This window comes from Sinorhizobium americanum (genome assembly GCF_001651855.1).
Taxonomy (GTDB): Bacteria; Pseudomonadota; Alphaproteobacteria; order Rhizobiales; family Rhizobiaceae; genus Sinorhizobium; species Sinorhizobium americanum.
The window spans coordinates 156,280-176,067 of sequence record NZ_LNQC01000044.1 but is presented as its reverse complement, the minus strand read 5'-3'; the positions used below and the strand labels follow the sequence as shown (position 1 = coordinate 176,067).

Annotated in this window: 17 protein-coding genes and 1 other RNA gene; 3 read left to right on the top strand and 15 right to left on the bottom strand. The window is 63.3% G+C overall.

Translation table 11 applies throughout. The annotated features are described in order from the left end of the window. Position 1: 1 nt before the first annotated feature. From ftsW to ATC00_RS07935, 14 genes are all read right to left on the bottom strand, one after another. Positions 2–1,156, bottom strand: a complete 1,155-nt coding sequence (gene ftsW, locus ATC00_RS08000; protein WP_037386959.1) for a putative lipid II flippase FtsW — start codon at positions 1,154–1,156, stop codon at positions 2–4. Positions 1,157–1,238: 82 nt separating this feature from the next. Next, positions 1,239–2,630: a UDP-N-acetylmuramoyl-L-alanine--D-glutamate ligase gene (murD, locus tag ATC00_RS07995; protein WP_064252471.1), complete on the bottom strand. Its 1,392-nt coding sequence runs from the start codon at positions 2,628–2,630 to the stop codon at positions 1,239–1,241. Positions 2,631–2,635: 5 nt separating this feature from the next. Beyond that, positions 2,636–3,736, bottom strand: coding sequence for a phospho-N-acetylmuramoyl-pentapeptide-transferase (gene mraY / locus ATC00_RS07990; RefSeq protein ID WP_037386963.1), 1,101 nt, complete (start codon positions 3,734–3,736; stop codon positions 2,636–2,638). 138 nt (positions 3,737–3,874) lie between these two features. Continuing rightward, complete coding sequence (locus tag ATC00_RS07985) at positions 3,875–5,308, bottom strand: UDP-N-acetylmuramoylalanyl-D-glutamyl-2,6-diaminopimelate--D-alanyl-D-alanine ligase (protein ID WP_064252470.1); 1,434 nt, start codon at positions 5,306–5,308, stop codon at positions 3,875–3,877. Between the two features lies 1 nt (position 5,309). After that, positions 5,310–6,767 (bottom strand): UDP-N-acetylmuramoyl-L-alanyl-D-glutamate--2,6-diaminopimelate ligase, encoded by a 1,458-nt coding sequence (locus ATC00_RS07980; RefSeq protein WP_064252520.1) that lies wholly within the window; start codon positions 6,765–6,767, stop codon positions 5,310–5,312. A gap of 64 nt (positions 6,768–6,831) precedes the next feature. Then, positions 6,832–8,580, bottom strand: coding sequence for a peptidoglycan D,D-transpeptidase FtsI family protein (locus tag ATC00_RS07975; protein ID WP_037386969.1), 1,749 nt, complete (start codon positions 8,578–8,580; stop codon positions 6,832–6,834). Next, on the bottom strand, positions 8,580–8,981 hold the full coding sequence (gene ftsL / locus ATC00_RS07970; protein WP_064252469.1) for a cell division protein FtsL: 402 nt from the start codon (positions 8,979–8,981) through the stop codon (positions 8,580–8,582). Before ftsL ends, ATC00_RS07975 begins: the two co-directional genes overlap by 1 nt. 6 nt (positions 8,982–8,987) lie before the next feature. Next, complete coding sequence (rsmH, locus tag ATC00_RS07965; RefSeq protein WP_064252468.1) at positions 8,988–10,013, bottom strand: 16S rRNA (cytosine(1402)-N(4))-methyltransferase RsmH; 1,026 nt, start codon at positions 10,011–10,013, stop codon at positions 8,988–8,990. A 14-nt stretch (positions 10,014–10,027) separates the two neighbouring features. Continuing rightward, positions 10,028–10,468 carry a division/cell wall cluster transcriptional repressor MraZ gene (gene mraZ, locus ATC00_RS07960; RefSeq protein ID WP_037386979.1) on the bottom strand — a complete coding sequence of 147 codons (441 nt, stop codon included), beginning with the start codon at positions 10,466–10,468 and terminating at the stop codon, positions 10,028–10,030. A gap of 383 nt (positions 10,469–10,851) precedes the next feature. Continuing rightward, positions 10,852–11,249: RNase P RNA component class A (gene rnpB, locus ATC00_RS07955), an RNA gene on the bottom strand. A gap of 74 nt (positions 11,250–11,323) precedes the next feature. After that, the gene (locus ATC00_RS07950) at positions 11,324–12,511 is read right to left on the bottom strand and encodes an NAD(P)/FAD-dependent oxidoreductase (protein ID WP_064252467.1); all 1,188 of its coding nucleotides are present in this window, start codon (positions 12,509–12,511) and stop codon (positions 11,324–11,326) included. Positions 12,512–12,689: 178 nt separating this feature from the next. After that, positions 12,690–13,223 carry a lytic transglycosylase domain-containing protein gene (locus tag ATC00_RS07945; RefSeq protein WP_037386982.1) on the bottom strand — a complete coding sequence of 178 codons (534 nt, stop codon included), beginning with the start codon at positions 13,221–13,223 and terminating at the stop codon, positions 12,690–12,692. Positions 13,224–13,450: 227 nt separating this feature from the next. Next, positions 13,451–14,215: an N-acetylmuramoyl-L-alanine amidase gene (locus tag ATC00_RS07940; protein ID WP_064252466.1), complete on the bottom strand. Its 765-nt coding sequence runs from the start codon at positions 14,213–14,215 to the stop codon at positions 13,451–13,453. Beyond that, positions 14,212–14,919: a J domain-containing protein gene (locus ATC00_RS07935; protein WP_037386987.1), complete on the bottom strand. Its 708-nt coding sequence runs from the start codon at positions 14,917–14,919 to the stop codon at positions 14,212–14,214. Before ATC00_RS07935 ends, ATC00_RS07940 begins: the two co-directional genes overlap by 4 nt. A 318-nt stretch (positions 14,920–15,237) precedes the next feature. Here ATC00_RS07935 and ATC00_RS07930 point away from each other — a divergent pair, with 318 nt between their 5' ends. The 3 genes from ATC00_RS07930 to ATC00_RS07920 all read left to right on the top strand — a co-directional run bounded on the left by ATC00_RS07930 (position 15,238) and on the right by ATC00_RS07920 (position 18,325). Then, positions 15,238–16,452, top strand: a complete 1,215-nt coding sequence (locus ATC00_RS07930; RefSeq protein WP_064252465.1) for a pyrophosphate--fructose-6-phosphate 1-phosphotransferase — start codon at positions 15,238–15,240, stop codon at positions 16,450–16,452. Between the two features lie 101 nt (positions 16,453–16,553). Next, positions 16,554–17,189, top strand: coding sequence for a LysE family translocator (locus ATC00_RS07925; protein WP_064252464.1), 636 nt, complete (start codon positions 16,554–16,556; stop codon positions 17,187–17,189). Positions 17,190–17,305: 116 nt separating this feature from the next. After that, positions 17,306–18,325 (top strand): lytic transglycosylase domain-containing protein, encoded by a 1,020-nt coding sequence (locus ATC00_RS07920; RefSeq protein ID WP_064252463.1) that lies wholly within the window; start codon positions 17,306–17,308, stop codon positions 18,323–18,325. Between the two features lie 47 nt (positions 18,326–18,372). Here ATC00_RS07920 and ATC00_RS07915 read toward each other — a convergent pair whose 3' ends face one another. Further along, positions 18,373–19,737 (bottom strand): serine hydrolase domain-containing protein, encoded by a 1,365-nt coding sequence (locus tag ATC00_RS07915; protein WP_064252462.1) that lies wholly within the window; start codon positions 19,735–19,737, stop codon positions 18,373–18,375. Positions 19,738–19,788: the final 51 nt, after the last annotated feature.

The following is a 19,788-nucleotide window of genomic DNA, read 5'->3' as shown; positions in this document are numbered from 1 at the left end:
CTTACTCCGCCGGCACGCCGACGCCGGATCGAAAGAGGCTGCGCTCGACCGCACGTTTCTCCGGCCGATGCCGGGTGAGCGCCAGGACGAAGCCGGCGGTCACGCAGATCGCCACCATTGACGAGCCGCCATAGGAAATAAGCGGCAGGGTCATGCCCTTGGCCGGCAGCAATTCAAGGTTCACGCCGATGTTGATCATCGACTGGATGCCGATCTGCAACACCAGGCCGGCGACTGCGAAGCGGTTGAAATCGTTGCGTTCGCGAAATGCGTGGTTAAGCCCGCGCATGACCAGGAAGGCGAAGATCAGCACGATGACCATGCAGAAGACGATGCCGAACTCTTCTGCGGCCACCGAGAAGACGAAGTCGGTGTGGCTGTCGGGAATGATGCGCTTGACGATGCCCTCGCCCGGACCGCGGCCGAACCAGTCGCCGCGGATGATGGCGTCGCGCGCCGTATCCACCTGGAACGTGTCACCCTCGCCGGTCATGAAGCGGTCGATACGGCCGGCGACGTGCGGCAGCATCGTATAGGCGACGAAGAAGCCGCCCGCGGCCGCCCCGGCCAGCACGATGATCCAGAGCCACGGCATGCCGGCCATGAAGAACATTCCGCCCCAGACCGCCGCAGTCAGGATCGTCTGGCCGAGATCGGGCTGGGCGACGAGCAGTGCGCCGACGATGCCGAAGAGCAGGATCGACAAGAGGTTGCCGGGGATTTCCGGCTGCTTGGCGTGCTCGGCGAATAGCCAGGCGCAGATGACGACGAAGGCTGGTTTCATGAATTCGGACGGCTGGATCGAAATGCCGGCGATCGAAATCCAGCGGAGCGAACCCTTGACCTCCTCGCCGACAAAGAGAACGAGAACCATCATGCCGAGCGATGCAGCGAGCAGGATGATCGCCGCGCGCCTGACCTGCCGCGGCGACAAAAAGGATATGCCTACCATCACAACGAGCGATGGCAGGAGGAAGACTGCGTGACGCTTGACGAAGTGGAAGCTGTCGAGCCCGAGCCGCTCGGCGACCGGCGGGCTGGCCGCGAAGGAAAGCATGAAGCCGACGCCCATCAGGAGGATGAAAGTCGCAAGGAAGAACCTGTCTATCGTCCAGAACCAGTCGGCCACGGGGCCACGTTCGGCTCGGCTTACCATCTGTCTGTCCCCTTTTCCGGCGCACTATACGCCAACTACTGAAATCCCGGCCGCCGCACCGACCCCGTCCAGGACTCGCGCGTCAGATGAGCATGGTCACGCCTTCGAGGGCCGCCACGTGGCCGACGAAGGCATCGCCCCGCACCTCGAAATTCTTGTACTGGTCGAAGCTTGCGCAAGCCGGGGAAAGCATCACCGCGGCAGGGCCCTGGCGATCCTGCACCGCATCCGCCGCCGCATGCGCGACCGCTTTCTCCAAGGTCTCGGAAATCTCGTAGGGCACCGTCTCCCCGAGCGTCGCCGCGAAGGCGGGCGCCGCCTCGCCGATCAGATAGGCCTTGACGATCCTCGGGAAGAACGGCGACAGCGAGGTGATGCCGCCTTCCTTCGGCACGCCGCCGGCGATCCAATAGATCCGTTCATAGCTCGAAAGTGCGGGAGCCGCCGCATCGGCATTGGTCGCCTTGCTGTCATTGACGAAGACGATATTGTCCCTTTTCGCGACCGGCTGCATCCGGTGCTTGAGACCCGGAAAACTCTTGAGCCCATTGATGATATCATCTTCGCTGACGTCGACGGCAAGGCAGGCCGCAACGGCCGCCGCCGCATTTTGAGCATTGTGTCCGCCTCTCAACGTCTGGATGCCGGAAAGATCAGCGAAAAGCGCGGACGTGCCGCCTTGGGCATGAATGAGAGACGATCCTTCGGCATAGATCCCGTCGGCCAGCACGTGACGGCGCGAGATGCGCACCACCTTCGTTCCTGCCCGCTCCACCCGGTCGGCAATCAGGCTCGAGAAGCTGTCGTCGACGCCGACCACCGCGGTCCCGCTCCCGGCCACCAAGCGTTCCTTGATGTCGGCATAGTGCTGCATGGTGCCGTGCCGGTCCAGATGGTCGGGCGTCAGGTTGAGAAGGATGCCGGCCGTGGGGTCGAGCGTCGGCGCCAGGTCGATCTGGTAGGACGAGCATTCGACCACATAGAAACGACCCGCTTTCGGTGGATCGAGCGTCAGCACGGCCGTGCCGATATTGCCGCCGAGTTGCGTGTCCCGCCCGCTGGTCTTGAGGATATGGGCGATCAGCGCCGTCGTCGTCGATTTGCCATTCGTGCCGGTGATGGCGATGAAGGGGCAATCGGGGGCATGGGCGCGGCGCTCGCGCACGAAAAGCTCGACATCGCCGATGATCTCAACGCCGGCCTGATGCGCAAGATCGACTGTCCAATGCGGCTTCGGGTGAGTCAGCGGAACGCCGGGCGAGAGGACGAAGGCTGCAAAGGCATTCCAGTCGACGTGGCGCAAGTCCGCCGTCGCGATGCCCGCGGCGCCAGCCTTGGCGACGCTCTCCGGATTGTCGTCCCAGGCGGTGACCACCGCGCCGCCCGCGACCAGCGCCTCGGCCGTCGCCAGACCCGAACCGCCGAGGCCGAAGAGCGCGACCTTCCTGCCCTTGAATGTGGTGACGGGGATCATCTCGCTTACCGCAGCTTGAGCGTCGAGAGGCCGACCATCGCTAGGATGACCGCAACGATCCAGAAGCGGATCACCACCTGGCTCTCCGTCCACCCCTTCTTCTCGAAGTGATGGTGGATTGGTGCCATCAGGAAGACGCGCTTGCCGGTGCGCTTGAACCAGAAGACCTGGATAATGACCGACAGCGTCTCGATGACGAAGAGCCCGCCGATGATGACCATGACGATCTCGTGCTTGGTGGCGACGGCAACGGTGCCGATCAGGCCGCCAAGCGCAAGCGAGCCAGTGTCGCCCATGAAGATCGCCGCCGGCGGTGCGTTGAACCAGAGGAAGCCGAGGCCGGCGCCGATCACCGCGCCGAGGATGACCGCTAGTTCACCGGTGCCCGGCACGAAATGGATCTGCAGGTAGTTGGCGAAAACAGCATTGCCCGCGAGATAAGCGATCAGCCCGAACGCAGCAGAGGCGATCATAACCGGAACGATCGCGAGACCATCGAGACCGTCCGTAAGGTTCACGGCATTGCCCGCGCCGACGATGACGAAGCCGCCGAAAAGCACGAAGAAGTAGCCGAGATTGAGCATCAGGTCTTTGAAGAACGGAAACGTCACCGAAGACCCGAAAGTGGAGCCTGCCGCTCCCGTCGAAAGCGCCGCCCGCATCATGAAGAAAACGGCAATTGCCGCAATCACGAATTCGATGCCGAGGCGCGCCTTGCCGGAAAAGCCCTTGTCGGACTGCTTGGTGACCTTGAGGTAGTCGTCGTAGAAGCCGATTGCGCCGAAGCCGAGCGTTACCAGCAGCGTCGAGACGACATAGATGCTCGAGAGATCGGCCCAGAGCAGCGCCGAGCCGACGATGCCGGCGAGGATCATCAGGCCACCCATGGTGGGCGTGCCGGCCTTCTTGAAATGCGTCTGCGGGCCGTCGGCGCGGATCGGCTGGCCTTTGCCCTGGCGGATGCGCAACGAGGAAATGATGGCCGGGCCGAACAGGAACACGATCAGGGCGGAGGTGAAGAGAGCTGCACCCGTGCGGAAAGTGATGTAGCGGAAGAGATTAAAGAATTGAAAGTGGTCCGCCAGTTCCACGAGCCAGATCAGCATAAGGGACCTTTCCCCAAAGGTTTAGAATTGGACATCGTCCAACAGAATCATCTGATAGACGATACCCACTTGCACTTGACTATGTTAGGCCAATTCCCGTGGCCGAGGCCTTATCCACCAGCATTGGTGGCAGTGCCCTTATACTTCCCCCGCTTCGGCCAACTCTTGCGGGTAGGCATCGAGAAGGGCCTGAACGATCTTGGCGCAGCCGGTGCCTTTCGACGACTTGACCATCACGACGTCGCCGGGAGCGACGGCGCCGAGCGCGTAGGGGATAAGGTCGCCGACCGCCTCGCGGTAGACGACCGAAACCTCAGCCGGCAGAGCGTCGCACAAATGCGCCATGTCGGGACCGGCAAGCCAGATGTCGGTTAGGCCCGCCTGGGCGATCGGTTCCGCCAGCGCTGCATGCACAGCCGCCGCATGCTCGCCCATCTCCAGCATGTCGCCAAGAATAGCGATACGGCGGCCGCCGGAAGATGGCTCGGCGTCACGCAAGAGGGCGATCGCCGCCCGCATCGACGCCGGGTTGGCGTTGTAGCTTTCGTCGATCAGCGTCAGGTGACCCGCGCCAATCTTCAGACGGTGCCGAAATCCACGGCCCTTTTCAGGCTGCATGGTCGCGAGCGAGGCAATGACGCGGTCGAGGTCCGCGCCGGCGAGTTGCGCGGCGGCAACCACCGCCAGGGCGTTCTCGGCAATATGCCGTCCCGGAGCCCCGATCGTCACCTCCAGCGTCCTGCCGCCGATGCCGGCCCACAGCACGGATCGATCGGCGCCGCCGGCGAACTCTATCAGCCGATATTCCGATTTGGGATTGGCGCCGAAGGAATGGATATGGCTGATGCCCGCCGCCGCGGCAGCCCGTTCAAGAAGCTCGAACTGCGGACTGTCGCGGTTGATGACCGCATGCCCACCCTTGACCACACCTTCGAAGATCTCTGCCTTCGCCGCGGCGATTTCGTCGAGGCTCGCAAAATTGCCGAGATGAGCGGCGGCGATGCTGGTCACGACGGCCACATGCGGGCGCACCATCGCGGTCAGCGGCCGGATCTCGCCCGGATGGTTCATGCCGATCTCGAAGATGCCGAAATCGGTCGTCTCCGGCATGCGCGCCAATGTCAGCGGCACACCCCAATGATTGTTGAAGGAGGCGACGGAGGCGTGGACGCGCCCGAGCGGCGACAGGACATGCCTCAGCATCTCCTTCGTCGTCGTCTTGCCGACCGAGCCGGTGACCGCGACGACCTTTGCGGCACTGCGGTCGCGCGCGGCGCAACCGAGGCGGATCATCGCCTCCAAGACATCGTCAACGACGATCATCGGCGCGATCAGTCGCCCGAGCGCCGGAAGCTTTCCTTCGCTGACGACGAGCAGAGAGGCCCCGTTGGCAAGCGCGATCCCGGCATAGTCATGGCCATCGACGCGATCGCCTCTGATCGCGAAAAAGGCCTCGCCCTTGACGATCGTGCGGCTGTCGATCGAGATGCCGATGATTCCTTCGGGCAGGTTGCCGACCGGACGGCCGTTCATGGCCGCCAGAAGATCGCTGCATGTCCAGAGCCAGTTCAACTCACTGCCCTCCCAGCGCCTTGCGTACTTCCGCATGATCGGAGAACGGCAGCGTCACGGCACCGATCGTCTGCCCTTCCTCATGTCCCTTGCCGGCAACGATCAGCGTATCACCTGCCTTCAGCATGCCGACAGCCGTCCGGATCGCCTCGGCTCGATCGCTGATTTCGGTGGCGCCCCTGGCACCGGCCATGATCTCCGAACGAATCACCTCCGGAATTTCCGAGCGCGGATTGTCGTCGGTGACGATGACAATATCGGCCAAACGAGCCGCAATTTCACCCATGATCGGCCGCTTGCCTTTGTCGCGATCGCCGCCGCAGCCGAAGACGATGATGACTCGGCCGGTGGTGAACGGCCGCACCGATTCAAGCACGTTTTCGAGAGCGTCCGGTTTGTGGGCATAGTCCACATAGGCAAGCGCGCCGTCCGTCGTCTGGCCGACGAGTTCAAGCCGGCCGGAGGCGCCTTGCAGTTTTTCGAGCGCCGAGAAGGCGGCCTTGGCCTCGATTCCGGTGGACATGGCGAGGCCCGCGGCGACAAGCGCGTTGGCCACCTGGAAATCGCCGGCGAGCGGCACGTGGATTTCGAAGATGTCGTCACCCACATGCACTTCGGCCGACTGCTTGTGGCGGAAATGCTCGACCCGCTTCAGGCTGATGAAGTCGCCGTTGCGGCCGACGGTACGCACGTCGTGGCCGGCCTTGCGAGCAGCAGTGATCGCCTCGGCCGACCATTGGTCGTCGGCAAAGATTACTGCCGGCGAGCCCTTGGGCAGGAGCGTGCCGAAGAGACGCATCTTCGAGGCCATGTAGTGCTCGACGGTCGGATGATAGTCCATGTGGTCGCGGCCGAGATTGGTGAAGGCGGCGGCGGCCAGTCGGACGCCGTCGAGCCGGCTTTGGTCGAGGCCGTGGCTGGAAGCCTCCATCGCCGCATGGGTGACGCCCTCGTCGGCGAGTTCGGCGAGCAGCCTGTGAAGCGATACCGGGTCCGGAGTGGTGAGCGAGCCATAGTCGTTGCGGCCCGGCGCGGTGACGCCGGTGGTACCGATCATCGCCGCCGAAAGCCCGGAATGCGCCCAGATCTGCCGCGTGAAGGAGGCGACAGATGTCTTGCCCGCCGTTCCGGTCACCGCCACCATCGTCTCGGGTTGGCGCCCGTAGAAGGCTGCGGCCGCCTTGGCGAGAAAGCGACGCGTATCTGGAAGCACGAACACCGGCGCGCCCGCGTCCGGGTGGGCATCGGCAGCCACGATTGCCGCGGCGCCGCGCGAAAGGGCATCGGCGATATAAGCGGTGCCGTTCGCCTTCGTCCCGGCGACAGCCACGAACAGGTCGCCGGGCCTGACCTGCCGGCTGTCGGCTGTGAGGCCTGAGATTTCCGCATTCGCGGAATCACCGTTCAATTGCGCCGAGAGTTCCGGGAAATCTGTTCCCGCCAGGTCCTTGATCTTCATGAACTGCATGTCTCACTTCGATACCGATCCGCCAAGACGAATCGTCCGCATTTTCATTTCACGGTCAATAAGACACAAGCAAGGCAGACCCGTCTTCTCCGAATTTCGGTTCGACGCCGAGCAGCGGCGCCGAACGGCTGATGATGTCGCGCACCATCGGCGCGGCGTTGGAGCCGGCGGTACGCCCGCCGCCCTCGCCGGTCTTCGGCGCGTCGATGAAGGTCAGCACGATGTACTTGGGATCGTCGATCGGAAAGGCCGCGAGGAAGGCATTGAAGTTCAGGTCGTTCGAATAGCGGCCATTGACCACCTTGTCGGCCGTGCCGGTCTTGCCGCCGACGTTGAAGCCCGGCACGAGCGCCCGCTTGCCGGAGCCGGCAATGCCGTTCCAGCGGAGCAGGAACCGCATGTCGTCGCTGGTGCTCTTCTTCACGACCGCGGTCGCGAGCTCGTTCGCCTGCTCTTCCGTGCGCGGCAGGAAGGTCGGCGGTATCAGCTTGCCGCCATTGACGAGTGCCGCTCCCGCAACCGCCGTCTGCAGCGGCGTGGTCGAGACGCCGTGGCCGAAGGAGATGGTGATCGAGTTGATCTTCTTCCATTCGCGCGGCTGGGAGGGCGATTTGACCTCCGGCAGTTCCGTCGGCAGCTTGGAAAGCAGACCGAGGCGGGTGAGGAATTCCTTGTGCCCGGGGATACCAACGAGATCAGCGATCTTCGCCGTGCCGATATTCGAAGAATACTGGAAGATTTCCGGAACGGTCAGAACCCGCCGCTTGCCGTGGAAGTCCTTGATGGTGAAGCCGCCGATGCGGATCGGCGCCGTCGCGTCGAAGCTGTCGTTGAGCGTCACCTTGCCCGAGTCGAGACCCATGGCGATGGTGAAGGTCTTGAAGGTGGAGCCCATCTCGAACGTGCCGTTCGACATGCGGTTCATCCAGCCCTCTTCGGCGCCTTCGGCCGGCTTGTTGGGGTCGTAATCCGGCACCGATGCCATCGCCAGCACCTCGCCGGTGTGGACGTCCATGACGACGGCGCCGGCGGCGATCGCCTCATAGTTCTTCATGCCGGAAGCAATGACGTCGCGGACGATATTCTGGACGCGCACGTCGATCGAGAGCTTGACCGGCTCGAGCTTGGCATCGCTGGTCATGCCGATCGCGGCGAGATCGGCAAGCCCCTGGCTGTCGATATAGCGCTCCATCCCGGCGACGCCCCGGTTGTCGATGTTCACGTGACCGAGGATATGGGCAGCCGTCGGCCCTCCGGGATAGAAGCGGCGCTTCTCGGGGCGGAAGCCGATTCCCGGAATGCCCAGCGCCAGGATTTCGCTCTGCTGCTTCGGCGTCAATTGCCGACGCAGCCACTGGAAACGCGAGTTCGACTTGAGCTTGTTGTAGATCTCCCGGGCGTTGAGGTCGGGCAGAACCGTCGCCAGCCGCTCAACCGCCTCGTCCGCATCAACGATCTTGTGCGGCTCGGCATAGAGCGAGACGGTGCGGATGTCGGTCGCGAGGATCTCGCCGTTGCGATCGAGGACGTCGGGACGTGATGCCATGAGGCTGTCGGCGCGACCGATCGAGGAAACCGTCTCCGGCTGCGCCATGCCGTACTGCACCAGCCGGCCTCCGATCACCGCATAGGCGATGCCGAAGCTTGCGATGACGATCGCGACGCGGCTTTTCGCCTGGCTGGCGCTCTTCTTGCGCGTCCCTTGGAACGTGACGTTGACGCTCGCCTCGGCGGGGCGGTTGTTGCCGCCGGCAGAGAAATGCGCCTTGCTCTTCAACACCATGATACGGGAGAGAAACGACATCAGCGCGCCACCGAACCTGTTGCGATGTTATCGGCGTTGATGACGGCGGCGATGCCGTCGTCCTTCTTGCCCTTGCCCTTCTTATCCTTGCCTTCCTCCGGAGGCGGCACATCCGCCTTCAGCATCGGCAGTTCCTCGGGCCTGGCGAGTTGCGTCGAGGGCGTCGGCACGAGTTGCAGGTCGGCCGCGAAGGCGCCCACGAGCCGCTCCAGCCGGTTCGGCTGGGTGAGCAGCGCCCAGTCTGCCTTGAGCAGGTCGATTGTGTCCTCCTCGAGCTTGATCGCGGCGTCAAGCCTGCGGACCTCCTCGAGCTTGTTCTCGGCCTGGTGCTTGATCGTGTAGGTGACCGTGGCGGCACCCGTCATGATGACAATCAGCACGATATCCAGCGTTCTGAGCATCGTCTCTTAGCCCCCTAGTCTGGCAAGGCTCGCCAGCTCCGGCAGGTTGAAAATGGACAGATCGCTTCCCGGCGACGGAGCCTCTGTTCGGATACCGGCCCTGAGTTTCGCCGACCGGGCGCGCGGATTGCGGGACGCTTCTTCCTCGCTCGCCGCAATCATAGGCTTGCCGACTGGCGTGAAGGTTGCGTCGCGTGCCGCGACCAGCGGAAGGTGACGCGAGCCACCGGCCTTGCCCGAGCGGTCCTGGAAAAACGTCTTGACGACCCTGTCTTCGAGGGAATGGAAGGTGACGACGACGAGCCGCCCGCCGGGCTTCAGCACCCGCTCCGCAGCGAAGAGCGCATTGGCGAGCTCGCCGAGCTCGTCGTTGACGAAAATGCGCAGCGCCTGGAAGACGCGCGTTGCCGGATGGATCTTGTCCTTGGCCTTGCGGGGCGTGACGATCTCGATGAGCCCGGCAAGATCGCGGGTGGTTTCAAAAGGCTGCTCGGCACGCCGCTTCTCGATCGCACGGGCGATGCGGCCCGCTTGCTTCTCCTCGCCCAGGAAGCCGAAGATGCGAATGAGGTCGGGGACTTTCGCCCGATTGACGACATCGGCGGCCGAAACGCCGGCGCCGGACATGCGCATATCGAGCGGCCCCTGCTTCTGGAAGGAGAAGCCGCGCTGCGCCTCATCGATCTGCATGGACGAAACGCCGATGTCGAGCACGACGCCGTCGAGCCCGCCGTCCGGAGCATGATCGGCCAATTCGGAAAAGCGCGAATGAATGAGTTTGAGCCTGCCTTCGGCAGCGGCAACCATCGGCTGGCCCGCAGCGATCGCGGTCGGGTCCCGGTCGAGCGCGATCACTCCGGCACCCGCATCGAGGATCGCCGACGTATAGCCGCCGGCACCAAACGTGCCATCGAGAACGACCTTGCCGGGCGCCGGATCGAGAGCCGCAACCACCTCGGCGAGCATGACGGGAATGTGACGAACCGGTCCGCCGTCGGCTTCAGAAGCTCTGTCGCCTTGATCCGTCACCATTCCGCCTCTCCACACTATTGCGGACGCAGCCCCCGTTGCTTGCGCCCTTCCCGGGCCTCCGCCTGCGCCCTCGCAAACGCCTGCGGCTCCCAGAGCTGAAAATGATCGCCCCGCCCGACGAAAGCCACGTCGGTCGAGATGCCGGTGAAGTCGCGGATGAAATCCGTCACCATCAACCGACCCTCCGGGTCGAGCTTCACGAAGACGCCGCCCCCATGAACGAGGAGCGACATCTGGTTGGCCGCATCCGAGAACGGATCCTCGGACGCCATCTGCCTCTCGAACCGGTCCAGAAGCTCCGGCCCGCCGACGCTGATCGCCGGAAAAACGAAGTCCTGGAAGCAGTATAGCTCCTTCGCACCCGCCTCCGTAAGCACGGCGCGGAACGCCGAAGGCACGGAAACCCGTCCCTTCGCATCGATCCGGTTCGTGGCATGTGACAAGAAGCGGTTCATGACGCGAAACGGCCGCCCCCGACTGACGGACCCTGGTCATCGGCCCGAAAGAACACTCGCCTGCGCGCGCAAAAGACCCCCGCCGGACACGAGCATGCCCGCCTGAACCTCCCGAGGAAGGCACCCTGGAATTTCGCGATGATGGGCCACGACGCGGCCCTTGCGCAGTACCATTATGGGATAACATGGGACCATATGGGCGTCAATGGGAGAAGCTCGTAAACAGCCTCGCGGATGATCAAATATTGATAGGTTGTTAAGTTTAACGAAGGGTTACGATCGCCCGCCTAACGGCTTGGAATCGCGCAAGCAAGCACCCGTCCAGCCGCGTGGAAGACGCGGCTCTTCCGCCGGACTCATGCGCCAGATTGGTTCGGAGAAGAATCGCCAGTTGGCCTGTAAGCCGGGTTCTGTATGGCTCCACCTCCGAAGAGGCGAAACGTGGCAGCCATTCATCTGGGACTGCGCTTGCGCACAGCCTCGTGCAACCCACCCGGATGACGGGCCTGGAAACCGGCTGGGCGCTCGCGCGCCCGTGTCATCCCTATTCGGTCTTGCTCCCGGTGGGGTTTGCCGTGCCGTCCATGTCGCCATGTCCGCGGTGGGCTCTTACCCCACCCTTTCACCCTTACTCCGCAGGCGGAGCGGTTTGCTTTCTGTGGCACTTTCCCTGGGGTCGCCCCCGCCGGACGTTATCCGGCACCGTGTCTCCGTGGAGCCCGGACTTTCCTCGCCCCGCGGCCTTTCGGCACCTGCGGGGCGCGGCTGCCCGGCCAACTGGCAGAGGCTCATTAACCGACCGGGGCGAGAAGCGCTACAAAAAATCGGCGTCTTCACCTCGGTATGCTCATCCGCCTATCGATAAGCGACGGCAAAATCGGTCTCGTACTCACCGGCATCGAGCCGGCCCTTCAGCGCCAGCACCGCCCCGAGCCGCCCGATCTCGTCGGAACTCTTGGCCGCCTGGCCATTGCCGCCGGTGAGCACGGCGATCCGGTCGCTGGCAAAGCCGATATAAGGATAGCCGTGCCGCGTGAACGTGGTGACGCATGGCGAAAAATGCGTCGATTCCGGCTCGAAGCCCGGCATCAGGCAGGCAAGCAAGCCGCGCATATGCGCTGCCGCCTCAGCGCTCGCGCTGCCGCGGAACCACTCGCGGACCGCCGCCTCATCGGCAAGGATCCGATCGGTCGGGTCACCGCCGATCTTGATGTAGTGTTTGCCGTCGGCATAGGCAACCGGCGACAGCAGATAATAGCTCTGGTGCTGATCGGGCGCCGCACAGATCAGCGACGGCATGGCGCCAAATCGGGCGAGATCGTCGGGGCCGACCTCGGCAAAAAGCACGGTACGGGCTTTCACCGTCAAGTCGATCGGCCTCGGCAGAAGCGCTTCGGAGAGCGAGAAACCGCCAGCAGCGACGAGGACGCGCCCGCCGCGGAGCCTGTGTCCCTCGGTGGTCGAAACGTCGACCGCACCGGTGACCTCGTCGACGGCAACAACTTCGGAGCGGATCACCCGCGCACCCAGTCTCTCTGCCGCAACCGTCTGCGCACGAACCAGGGCGCGAGGGTTGATATAGCCGGCGCCCAGCGCCTCATGAATGCCGGCATAGTGCCGCGGGAAGTCGAACCACGGAAAGCGCTCGGCGAGCTGCTCGCCGTCGATCAATGGTGCTGCGACACCGAGTCCGTCCCGTGCAAGTGCAACTCTCTCGAGATAGTCGAAATTGCAGCCCGGCGCCGGTGCGGCAATCAGGCAGCCGACCTCGTGGTAAAATTCGATTCCGCTTGTCTCTGCGATTTCCCGATAGCGCTCGATCGATCGGCGGGCGAGACGCGCCCAAACGGGATCATTGTCGATCGTGCGGGTGATCCGGGCATTGTCATAGTGGCTGGCGAAAACGCCGCGGTGGTTTGCCCAATCCTCCGGTTCGTCCGGCCCGACAAGTGCGACACGGGGGCCTGCTAGGCTCAGGTGGCGCGCCGCCGCCGCACCCATCATGCCCTTGCCGACGACAACGAAATCAAAGCTTTCCGACATGGATATCCCTCGACGCTTCGCTTCGGGAATAGCATGCCGCCCGGGCAATGGCACCGAGCTCTCTCTAAAAACTATTTTGCCGGAACGCGATACCTATCCGGCTATCACCTTGGATCAGCGAAGGGTCCAAGGATCGATCGTTAACCGCTGCTCGGGGAGTAGCGACTTGTGCCCAGCATCAATTCAGGATGCTTTGGACCTTGCCGCAATAGCGCTTCGACACCGGGTTCATGCGCTTGGCGCCATGGCCGGCATTGTATTTGAGGATGGTGCCACAGGTCGTGCCGTCTGAAAGCTCCTGGGCCTTCGCCAGATACAGCATGCCGAACTTGATGTTGGTGGCCGGATCGTAGAGACCCTTGGTCGAACCGGAATAGCCCATCATGCGCGCCGTGGCCGGCTTGATCTGCATGAGACCGACTTCACCCGCGCTGCCCCGGGCACTCGCATTGAAATTGCTTTCGACCTGAACGATGGCATGGGCGAGATCGACGGGAACGCCATACTGCTTGGCGTAGCTCTGGATGAGGATCGTGTATTGCGATCCGCGCGTCAGGTCGAATTGGGGAGCCGGATAGCCTGTGGTTCTCGTCACCGAGGGGATTGCGGAAGTCTTGATGGTCTTGTCGACACCCCCTGCATACGACGTACCCATCCCGGCAACGAACATGCCAAAGCATGCCGCCGCCGCAGCAACAAACGCTATTCTCATTTAGTTTGAAGTCTCCGGTCTGGGGAACTGGCGGGACGGCGCACCCCACCGTCACGACCGATTTCCTGATCGTTTTCATTGACAGGAGCACGGCACTTAAGACGCCGCATCTCCTGCGTTGATGGACCGGAAATGAAGGGCCTAACATGGTAAACATGTGGCAAACGCGAAAAAATCGCGCAGCAAAGCGTCGAGGGCGCTAAATCAGGGCGCTCGAAAATCGCCGACTAGGCACCGAAATTCGGCAGTGTCGAGAGCAGCCGATGAAGCGTATCGATGGTGGAAGCGTCGGCGATGCCGTCTACCCGTGATTGACGGAAATGCCGTTGGAAAGCGGCCACCACGCCTTCCGTCCGCTCGCAGAAATCTCCAGTGACTTCAATGTTGTAGCCGTAGAGGGAGAGCATCGACTGGAGGGCCTCGACCGGCTGTCCGCGGTCGCCGCGCTGAAAAAAGTGCCCGCCCCCGACAGGAGCCGGTTCAACCCAGTGACCGACCCCGCGGCGAAATAGCACAATCCAGGGAAAATTTTCTCCCGGATCGACCTTGCGAATCGGTGCTACGTCGCTGTGTGCGAGCACCCTTTCGGGGGCGATTTGCCATCGTTCGCCACAGTACCGACATAATTCGGCGACCGATTGGATCTGCACTTCGGGGAAGTCCGGCAGCCCTGCCGGATGACCAGCATTGGCGATCTCGATGCCGACCGAACAGGAATTGATGTCCGTTTCGCCTTTCCAGAAACTCTTGCCGGCATGCCAGGCGCGCCGCTCCTCCGGCACGAGCTGATCGATGCGGCCGTCCTCGTGAACGAAATAGTGGCTGGAAACCTGGCTTTCCTCGCGACAGAGCCAGTCGAGCGCCGAGAGCGCCGTTTCCATTCCGGTATAATGCAGCACGATCATGTCCGGCCGGCGCCCGCCGGCCCGTTCGCCATGGTTGGGCGACGGTACGAAGCGCGCGCCCGGAAAGTCGCAGGTGCTGGCGGTCATGCGGCGCGGCGTTCTCTCTCGATCGCCTCGTAAGCTGCGTTCAACGCGGCCATGCGGTCGTTGGCAATCGCATGGAATTCCTCCGGCACGCCGCGCGCCACCAGCATGTCCGGATGATTCTCGGAGACGAGCACCCGATAACGCCGGCGGATATCGGAGAAATCGTCCTTCGGCGAAACACCGAGAACCTGATAGGGATCGCGGTCGTCGCCATGGACGTGGCGCGCCATGATGCGCTCGAACTGCGCCTCGTCCATGTTGAAGATTTCCGCAACCCGCATCAGATAGGCGAGCTCCTTGTCGTGCACGGCGCCGTCCGACTTCGCGATATGGAAGAGCCCGTCGACGATATCCTCGAGAATTGGGCAGTTGCGCTCGCAGGACGAGCAGAGCGACGCCATCTTCTCCGCATAGGCCTCATAGCCCGCCACGTCCTGGCGTGCGAGGTTGTAGAGCCGAGCGACGTTCCTGGCCTGGTCCGCGGGGAACTTGAAGATATCCCGGAACGCCGCGACTTCGGCTTCGTTGACGATGCCGTCAGCCTTCGCCATCTTGGCGGACAAGGCGATCATCGCCACCGAGAAAGCCACCTTGCGGCGTGTCTCCGGATCCCCTTCGAAAAGTGTACGGACCGCCTCCACCACACCGGCGAGCGCATTGCCGGTGGCCGTCACGATCTTCAGCAGGCTGTCCCAGAATGACATAAGTCCGATTTTCCCCTGTCCACGACCGAGCATGGCCCGACGTGGTGGCATATTGCAAGCGGCCGCCCGTGCCAAACGTCACAGATGACGGAATTGTGATGGCCCCTCAATAAATCAGGTCGCCGTAAATCTCAAGTGAATTGCACTGATGCTGCCTTTTGCCGCGCTGATGCGCGCCCTTTTCAGACATCCACAGTCCTGTCATTTTATTTCCATCGGAATTGCGTTAGACCACCCCCTGGTCCTTGACCTGCGCAATAGAGACAAGGCGGTCGATCTTTCGAACGACAGCCTGATGCCGAAATCCGAGGAGGAAACATGGCCAAGAAGAAAGTCGCAATGCTGACGGCGGGAGGGCTCGCACCCTGTCTTTCATCCGCTGTCGGCGGGCTCATCGAACGCTATACGGATATCGCCCCGGACTACGAACTCGTGGCCTACCGCTCAGGCTATCAGGGCCTGCTTCTCGCCGACCGCATCGAGATCACCAAGGAAATGCGCGGGCGGGCGCATATTCTTCACCGCCATGGCGGATCGCCGATCGGCAACAGCCGCGTGAAGCTCACCAACTCAGCCGATTGCGTCAAGCGTGGCCTGGTGAAGGAAGGCGAAAACCCGCTTCGCGTCGCGGCCGAAAGATTGGCTTCGGATGGAATCAGCATTCTGCACACGATCGGCGGCGACGACACCAACACGACCGCCGCCGACCTGGCCGCCTATCTCGGCGCCAATGGCTATGACCTGACCGTCGTCGGCCTGCCGAAGACCGTCGACAACGATGTGGTGCCGATCCGCCAGACGCTGGGCGCCTGGACGGCCGCCGAATACGGCGCACGCTTCTTCGACAACGTCAGCAACGAGCAGAGCGCTGCGCCGCGCACGCTCGTGGTCCACGAGGTGATGGGCCGCCACTGCGGCTGGCTGACGGCAGCGACAGCGCGCGCTTACATTCAGTTGGCCGCCGGCAAGGACTATGTCGATGGCTTCATGATGAACGAGCAATTGAAGAACATCGACGGCCTCTATCTGCCGGAAGTGAAGTTCGACCTCGAAGCCGAAGCCGAACGCCTGCGCCAGACCATGGACCGGAACGGCTATGTCACCCTGTTCGTGAGCGAAGGCGCCTGCCTCGACGCGATCGTCACCGAGCGCGAAGCCGCCGGCGAAACGATCAAGCGCGATGCTTTCGGTCACGTGAAGATCGATACGATCAATGTCGGCAACTGGTTCTCGAAGCAGTTCGCCGCCCTGCTCGGCGCCGAGCGCTCGATGGTGCAGAAGTCCGGCTACTACGCCCGCTCCGCACCGGCGAACGGCGACGACCTGCGGCTGATCCAGAGCATGGTGGATCTTGCGGTGGAAAGCGCGCTCAACAAGGTCTCCGGTGTCACTGGCCACGACGAGGACCAGGGCGGCAGGCTTCGAACCATCGAGTTCCCCCGCATCAAGGGCGGCAAGCATTTCGACACATCCGCCAAGTGGTTCGGCGACGTTATGGGCGCGATCGGGCAGAAGTGGCAGGCTGCGGATTGACCTGAACCTACTTCCGGAAGCTAAAGAGCAGTTGACGGCTCCGCGTTTGAATGGCTCCCTCCGAATTCTCGGCTGGACGCCTTCAAACGCGGAGCTCTTTCATGTCTTTCGAACACTGGCTTGCCTTCGTCGCCGCCTCGGCCGTGTTGCTCGCCATTCCCGGCCCGACTATCCTGCTCGTCATCTCCTATGCGATCAGTCACGGACGCAAGGCGGCGGGCGCAACCGTCGCCGGCGTGGCGCTGGGCGATTTCACGGCGATGACCGCCTCCATGCTTGGACTGGGCGCGCTGCTCGCCGCCTCGGCAACGATTTTCACAATCCTCAAATGGGTCGGCGCCGCCTATCTCGTCTGGCTCGGCATCAAGCTCTGGAAGGCGCCCGTGGGCGTCAGCGGCGCGGATGACAGTGAAGCGCCTGCCGCGCAGCGACCGCTGCGGATATTCCTCCACGCCTATGCGGTGACCGCGCTCAATCCGAAAAGCATCATCTTCTTTGTCGCCTTCCTGCCGCAGTTCCTAGACCTGTCGCGGCCCCTTCTTGCGCAGATGGCAGTCTTCGAGGCGACATTCCTCGCCCTCGCGGCCGTAAACGCGATGCTCTATGCAGTGCTTGCCTCCGTCGCGGGAGGCGCGATTCGCAAGCCAAGCGTCCGTCGCGTCGTGAACCGCACCGGCGGCTCTCTGCTCATCGGCGCAGGGCTCCTTTCGCTCGGCCTGAAGCGTGCGACGGCGTGATGTTTGCCCCGCGCTTGCCGCAACCGGCGGCATAGGTTAAGGAAGATTCAAGCGCAGCGGTTGGCAGCTGCTGATTTGCAGGGGGCTACGGGGCCCAGTAGCACGAAAGCGACCGCATGGCGAAGATCCGCATTTCCCTTCCGAAACAGGCATTTACCGCCATCGCGCTAACATCGGCAATCGCTTCGGGATGCTCCACGGTCGAGCACACCTCCCTCGAAGAACTGACGGCCGTGCAAACGGTGACCCCCATAGCGAAGCCTGGAACGGAAATGACGGCTTACGCTCTGCCGGCGCCAATCGGCGTGGCGTCGAGCACCTCCGCCGCGCTGACGCAGACGGCGTCAGCCGCCACCGCGCCGGCGGACGCGGCAACAGCTCCGCAGAGCGCAATCGCTGCTGCCGCTCAGCCCAGCATGACGCCGGCGACGGACGCGACGCTTGCCTTCGCGGCCCCGCAGACGGTTGCGGTGCCCACCTCCAAACCGGGCCAGGCCTTCGACGCGGCGATGGCAACGCCCGCATCGGCCACTATCCCGGCTGCCGCGGCTACGACCGCCGCCGAAAAGAGCGCCGAAGCGCCGGCGATATCCTCCCTTACGGTTGCCGCCTCATGGGAGTCGGATTTCGACACCGGCGAGCCCGTCGGCCTTGAAACTCTGGTGGCCAAGCGCATGATCGTTCCGACGGAGCGGCCCAAGACCGGCGTCATCGGCTCGGCGGTCGGCGCGGTCGCGAGCGTCATCCCCGATTCGCTGAAGCTGACGAAAGCCCCGACCAGTTCCAAGCCCGAACTCGACCGGTTGATCAAACATTACGCCGAGCTCAACGGCCTGCCCCTGGAACTCGTGCATCGTGTCGTCAAGCGCGAGAGCAACTACAATCCGCACGCCTACAGCAGGGGCAATTACGGGCTGATGCAGATCAGGTACAACACCGCTCGGGGCCTCGGCTATGAGGGACCGCCTGAGGGCCTCTTCGACGCGGAAACCAACCTCAAATATGCGACCAGGTATTTGCGTGGTGCCTGGATGGTCGCCGACAACCAGCACGACGGCGCAGTTAAGCTCTACGCGAGCGGCTATTACTACCACGCCAAGCGCAAGGGCATGCTCGACATGCTGGACATGCAGTAACGGGTCGCTTCCGTCCCTCCAGCCTACAACATTGCTGATGGCCACGCTCAATCGAGCGCGGCAATCGCCGCGGCTTGCAGCTTCCGCACATCATAGCCGCCGCCTCCGGGCGTGAGGCCAAGCCGAACGACTGCAAGTCGGAGCGACGGAACGAGCATGATCGACTGCCCGTCATGCCCGAGCATCCAGAACGTGTCGGGCGGGAAATTACCCGCTCCGGCGCGCGTGCCGTTCTCGATGAGCCAGACCTGGCCGGCGCCGTAGTCGCCGCCGGATGCGGCAGTCGAGCTTCGCATGAATTTCACAAAATCCTCGGGCAGCAGCGCCCTGCCCTGCCAACGGCCATCGTCCAGCAGAAACTGAGCAAACCGCGCCCAATCCTGCGCCGTGGCGTACATGTATGAGGAGCCGACGAAAGTGCCCTGCGCATCTGTCTCCATGACGGCACTGGTCATCCCAAGCGGGGCGAAAAGCGACTGCCGGGGATAGGCGAGCGCCTGAGCCGGGCTGTCGAAAGTCCGCATCCACAGGCGCGACAGGAGGTTCGTCGTTCCCGTCGAATAGTTGAACCGAGCACCCGGTGCCGCTTCGAGTGGCTTTGATGCGGCGAACCCGGCCATATCGCTTTCGAGGAAGAGCATCCGCGTGACATCGGTGACGTCGCCGTAATCCTCGTTGAAGGCAACCCCACTCTGCATCGCCAGGAGATCGGCAAGCTTGATCCGCGCTCGTTCATCGCCGCTCCATTCCGGCAGAAGGTTGGCTTTTTCCGGGTCCATGCGCCCTTCGGCGATCCGCAGGCCCACCAGTGCCGCGGTGACCGATTTCGTCATCGACCAGCCAAGCAGAGGCGTCTCGCGGTCGAAACCCTGACCATAGGCTTCGCCGACGAGGTGCCCATCCTTGACGACAAGGACGGCCCGCATGCCTGGACCGGCCAGTTCGGGATCTTCTGCCAGTTTCTGGAATGCCGGCTCGATCTCCGCCTTGTTTCCCTCAGGCCAGGCCGCGTCCGTGTTGGGTGGAGCGGCCGCCGCGTCGGCAGCGTTATCGAGCGCCGGCGCGGCCAGCGCCTGCATGGTGCCGTCCGCGGTTACCGTGCAGCCAAGTCCCGAGCGATAGACGGCTCGAACCGGGGCCGCGAAGCCGAAGATCCGCGCCGTCACCGCCTGCCGATCGCGATCGACCGACACGCTGACGAATTTGAGCAGCGGATGACCGGGCGCCTGCACGTCCTCGGCGAGCACCGCCTGCGGGTCTCGTCCCGCCAGGAAGACGTTGGAACAAACGATTTTGGCGGCATAGCCGTCGCCGACCTTGAGCAGTTCCGGTGGAAAGAAAGCCAACCAGCCGGCAGACGCCGCAGCGATCGCAACGAACAAGGCACCGGTTTTCCGCAACATACCCTTCATTGCCGCCTCCTGCCGGCCACAGCAAATCAGGTTTCCCCGAAAAGGGAAAGT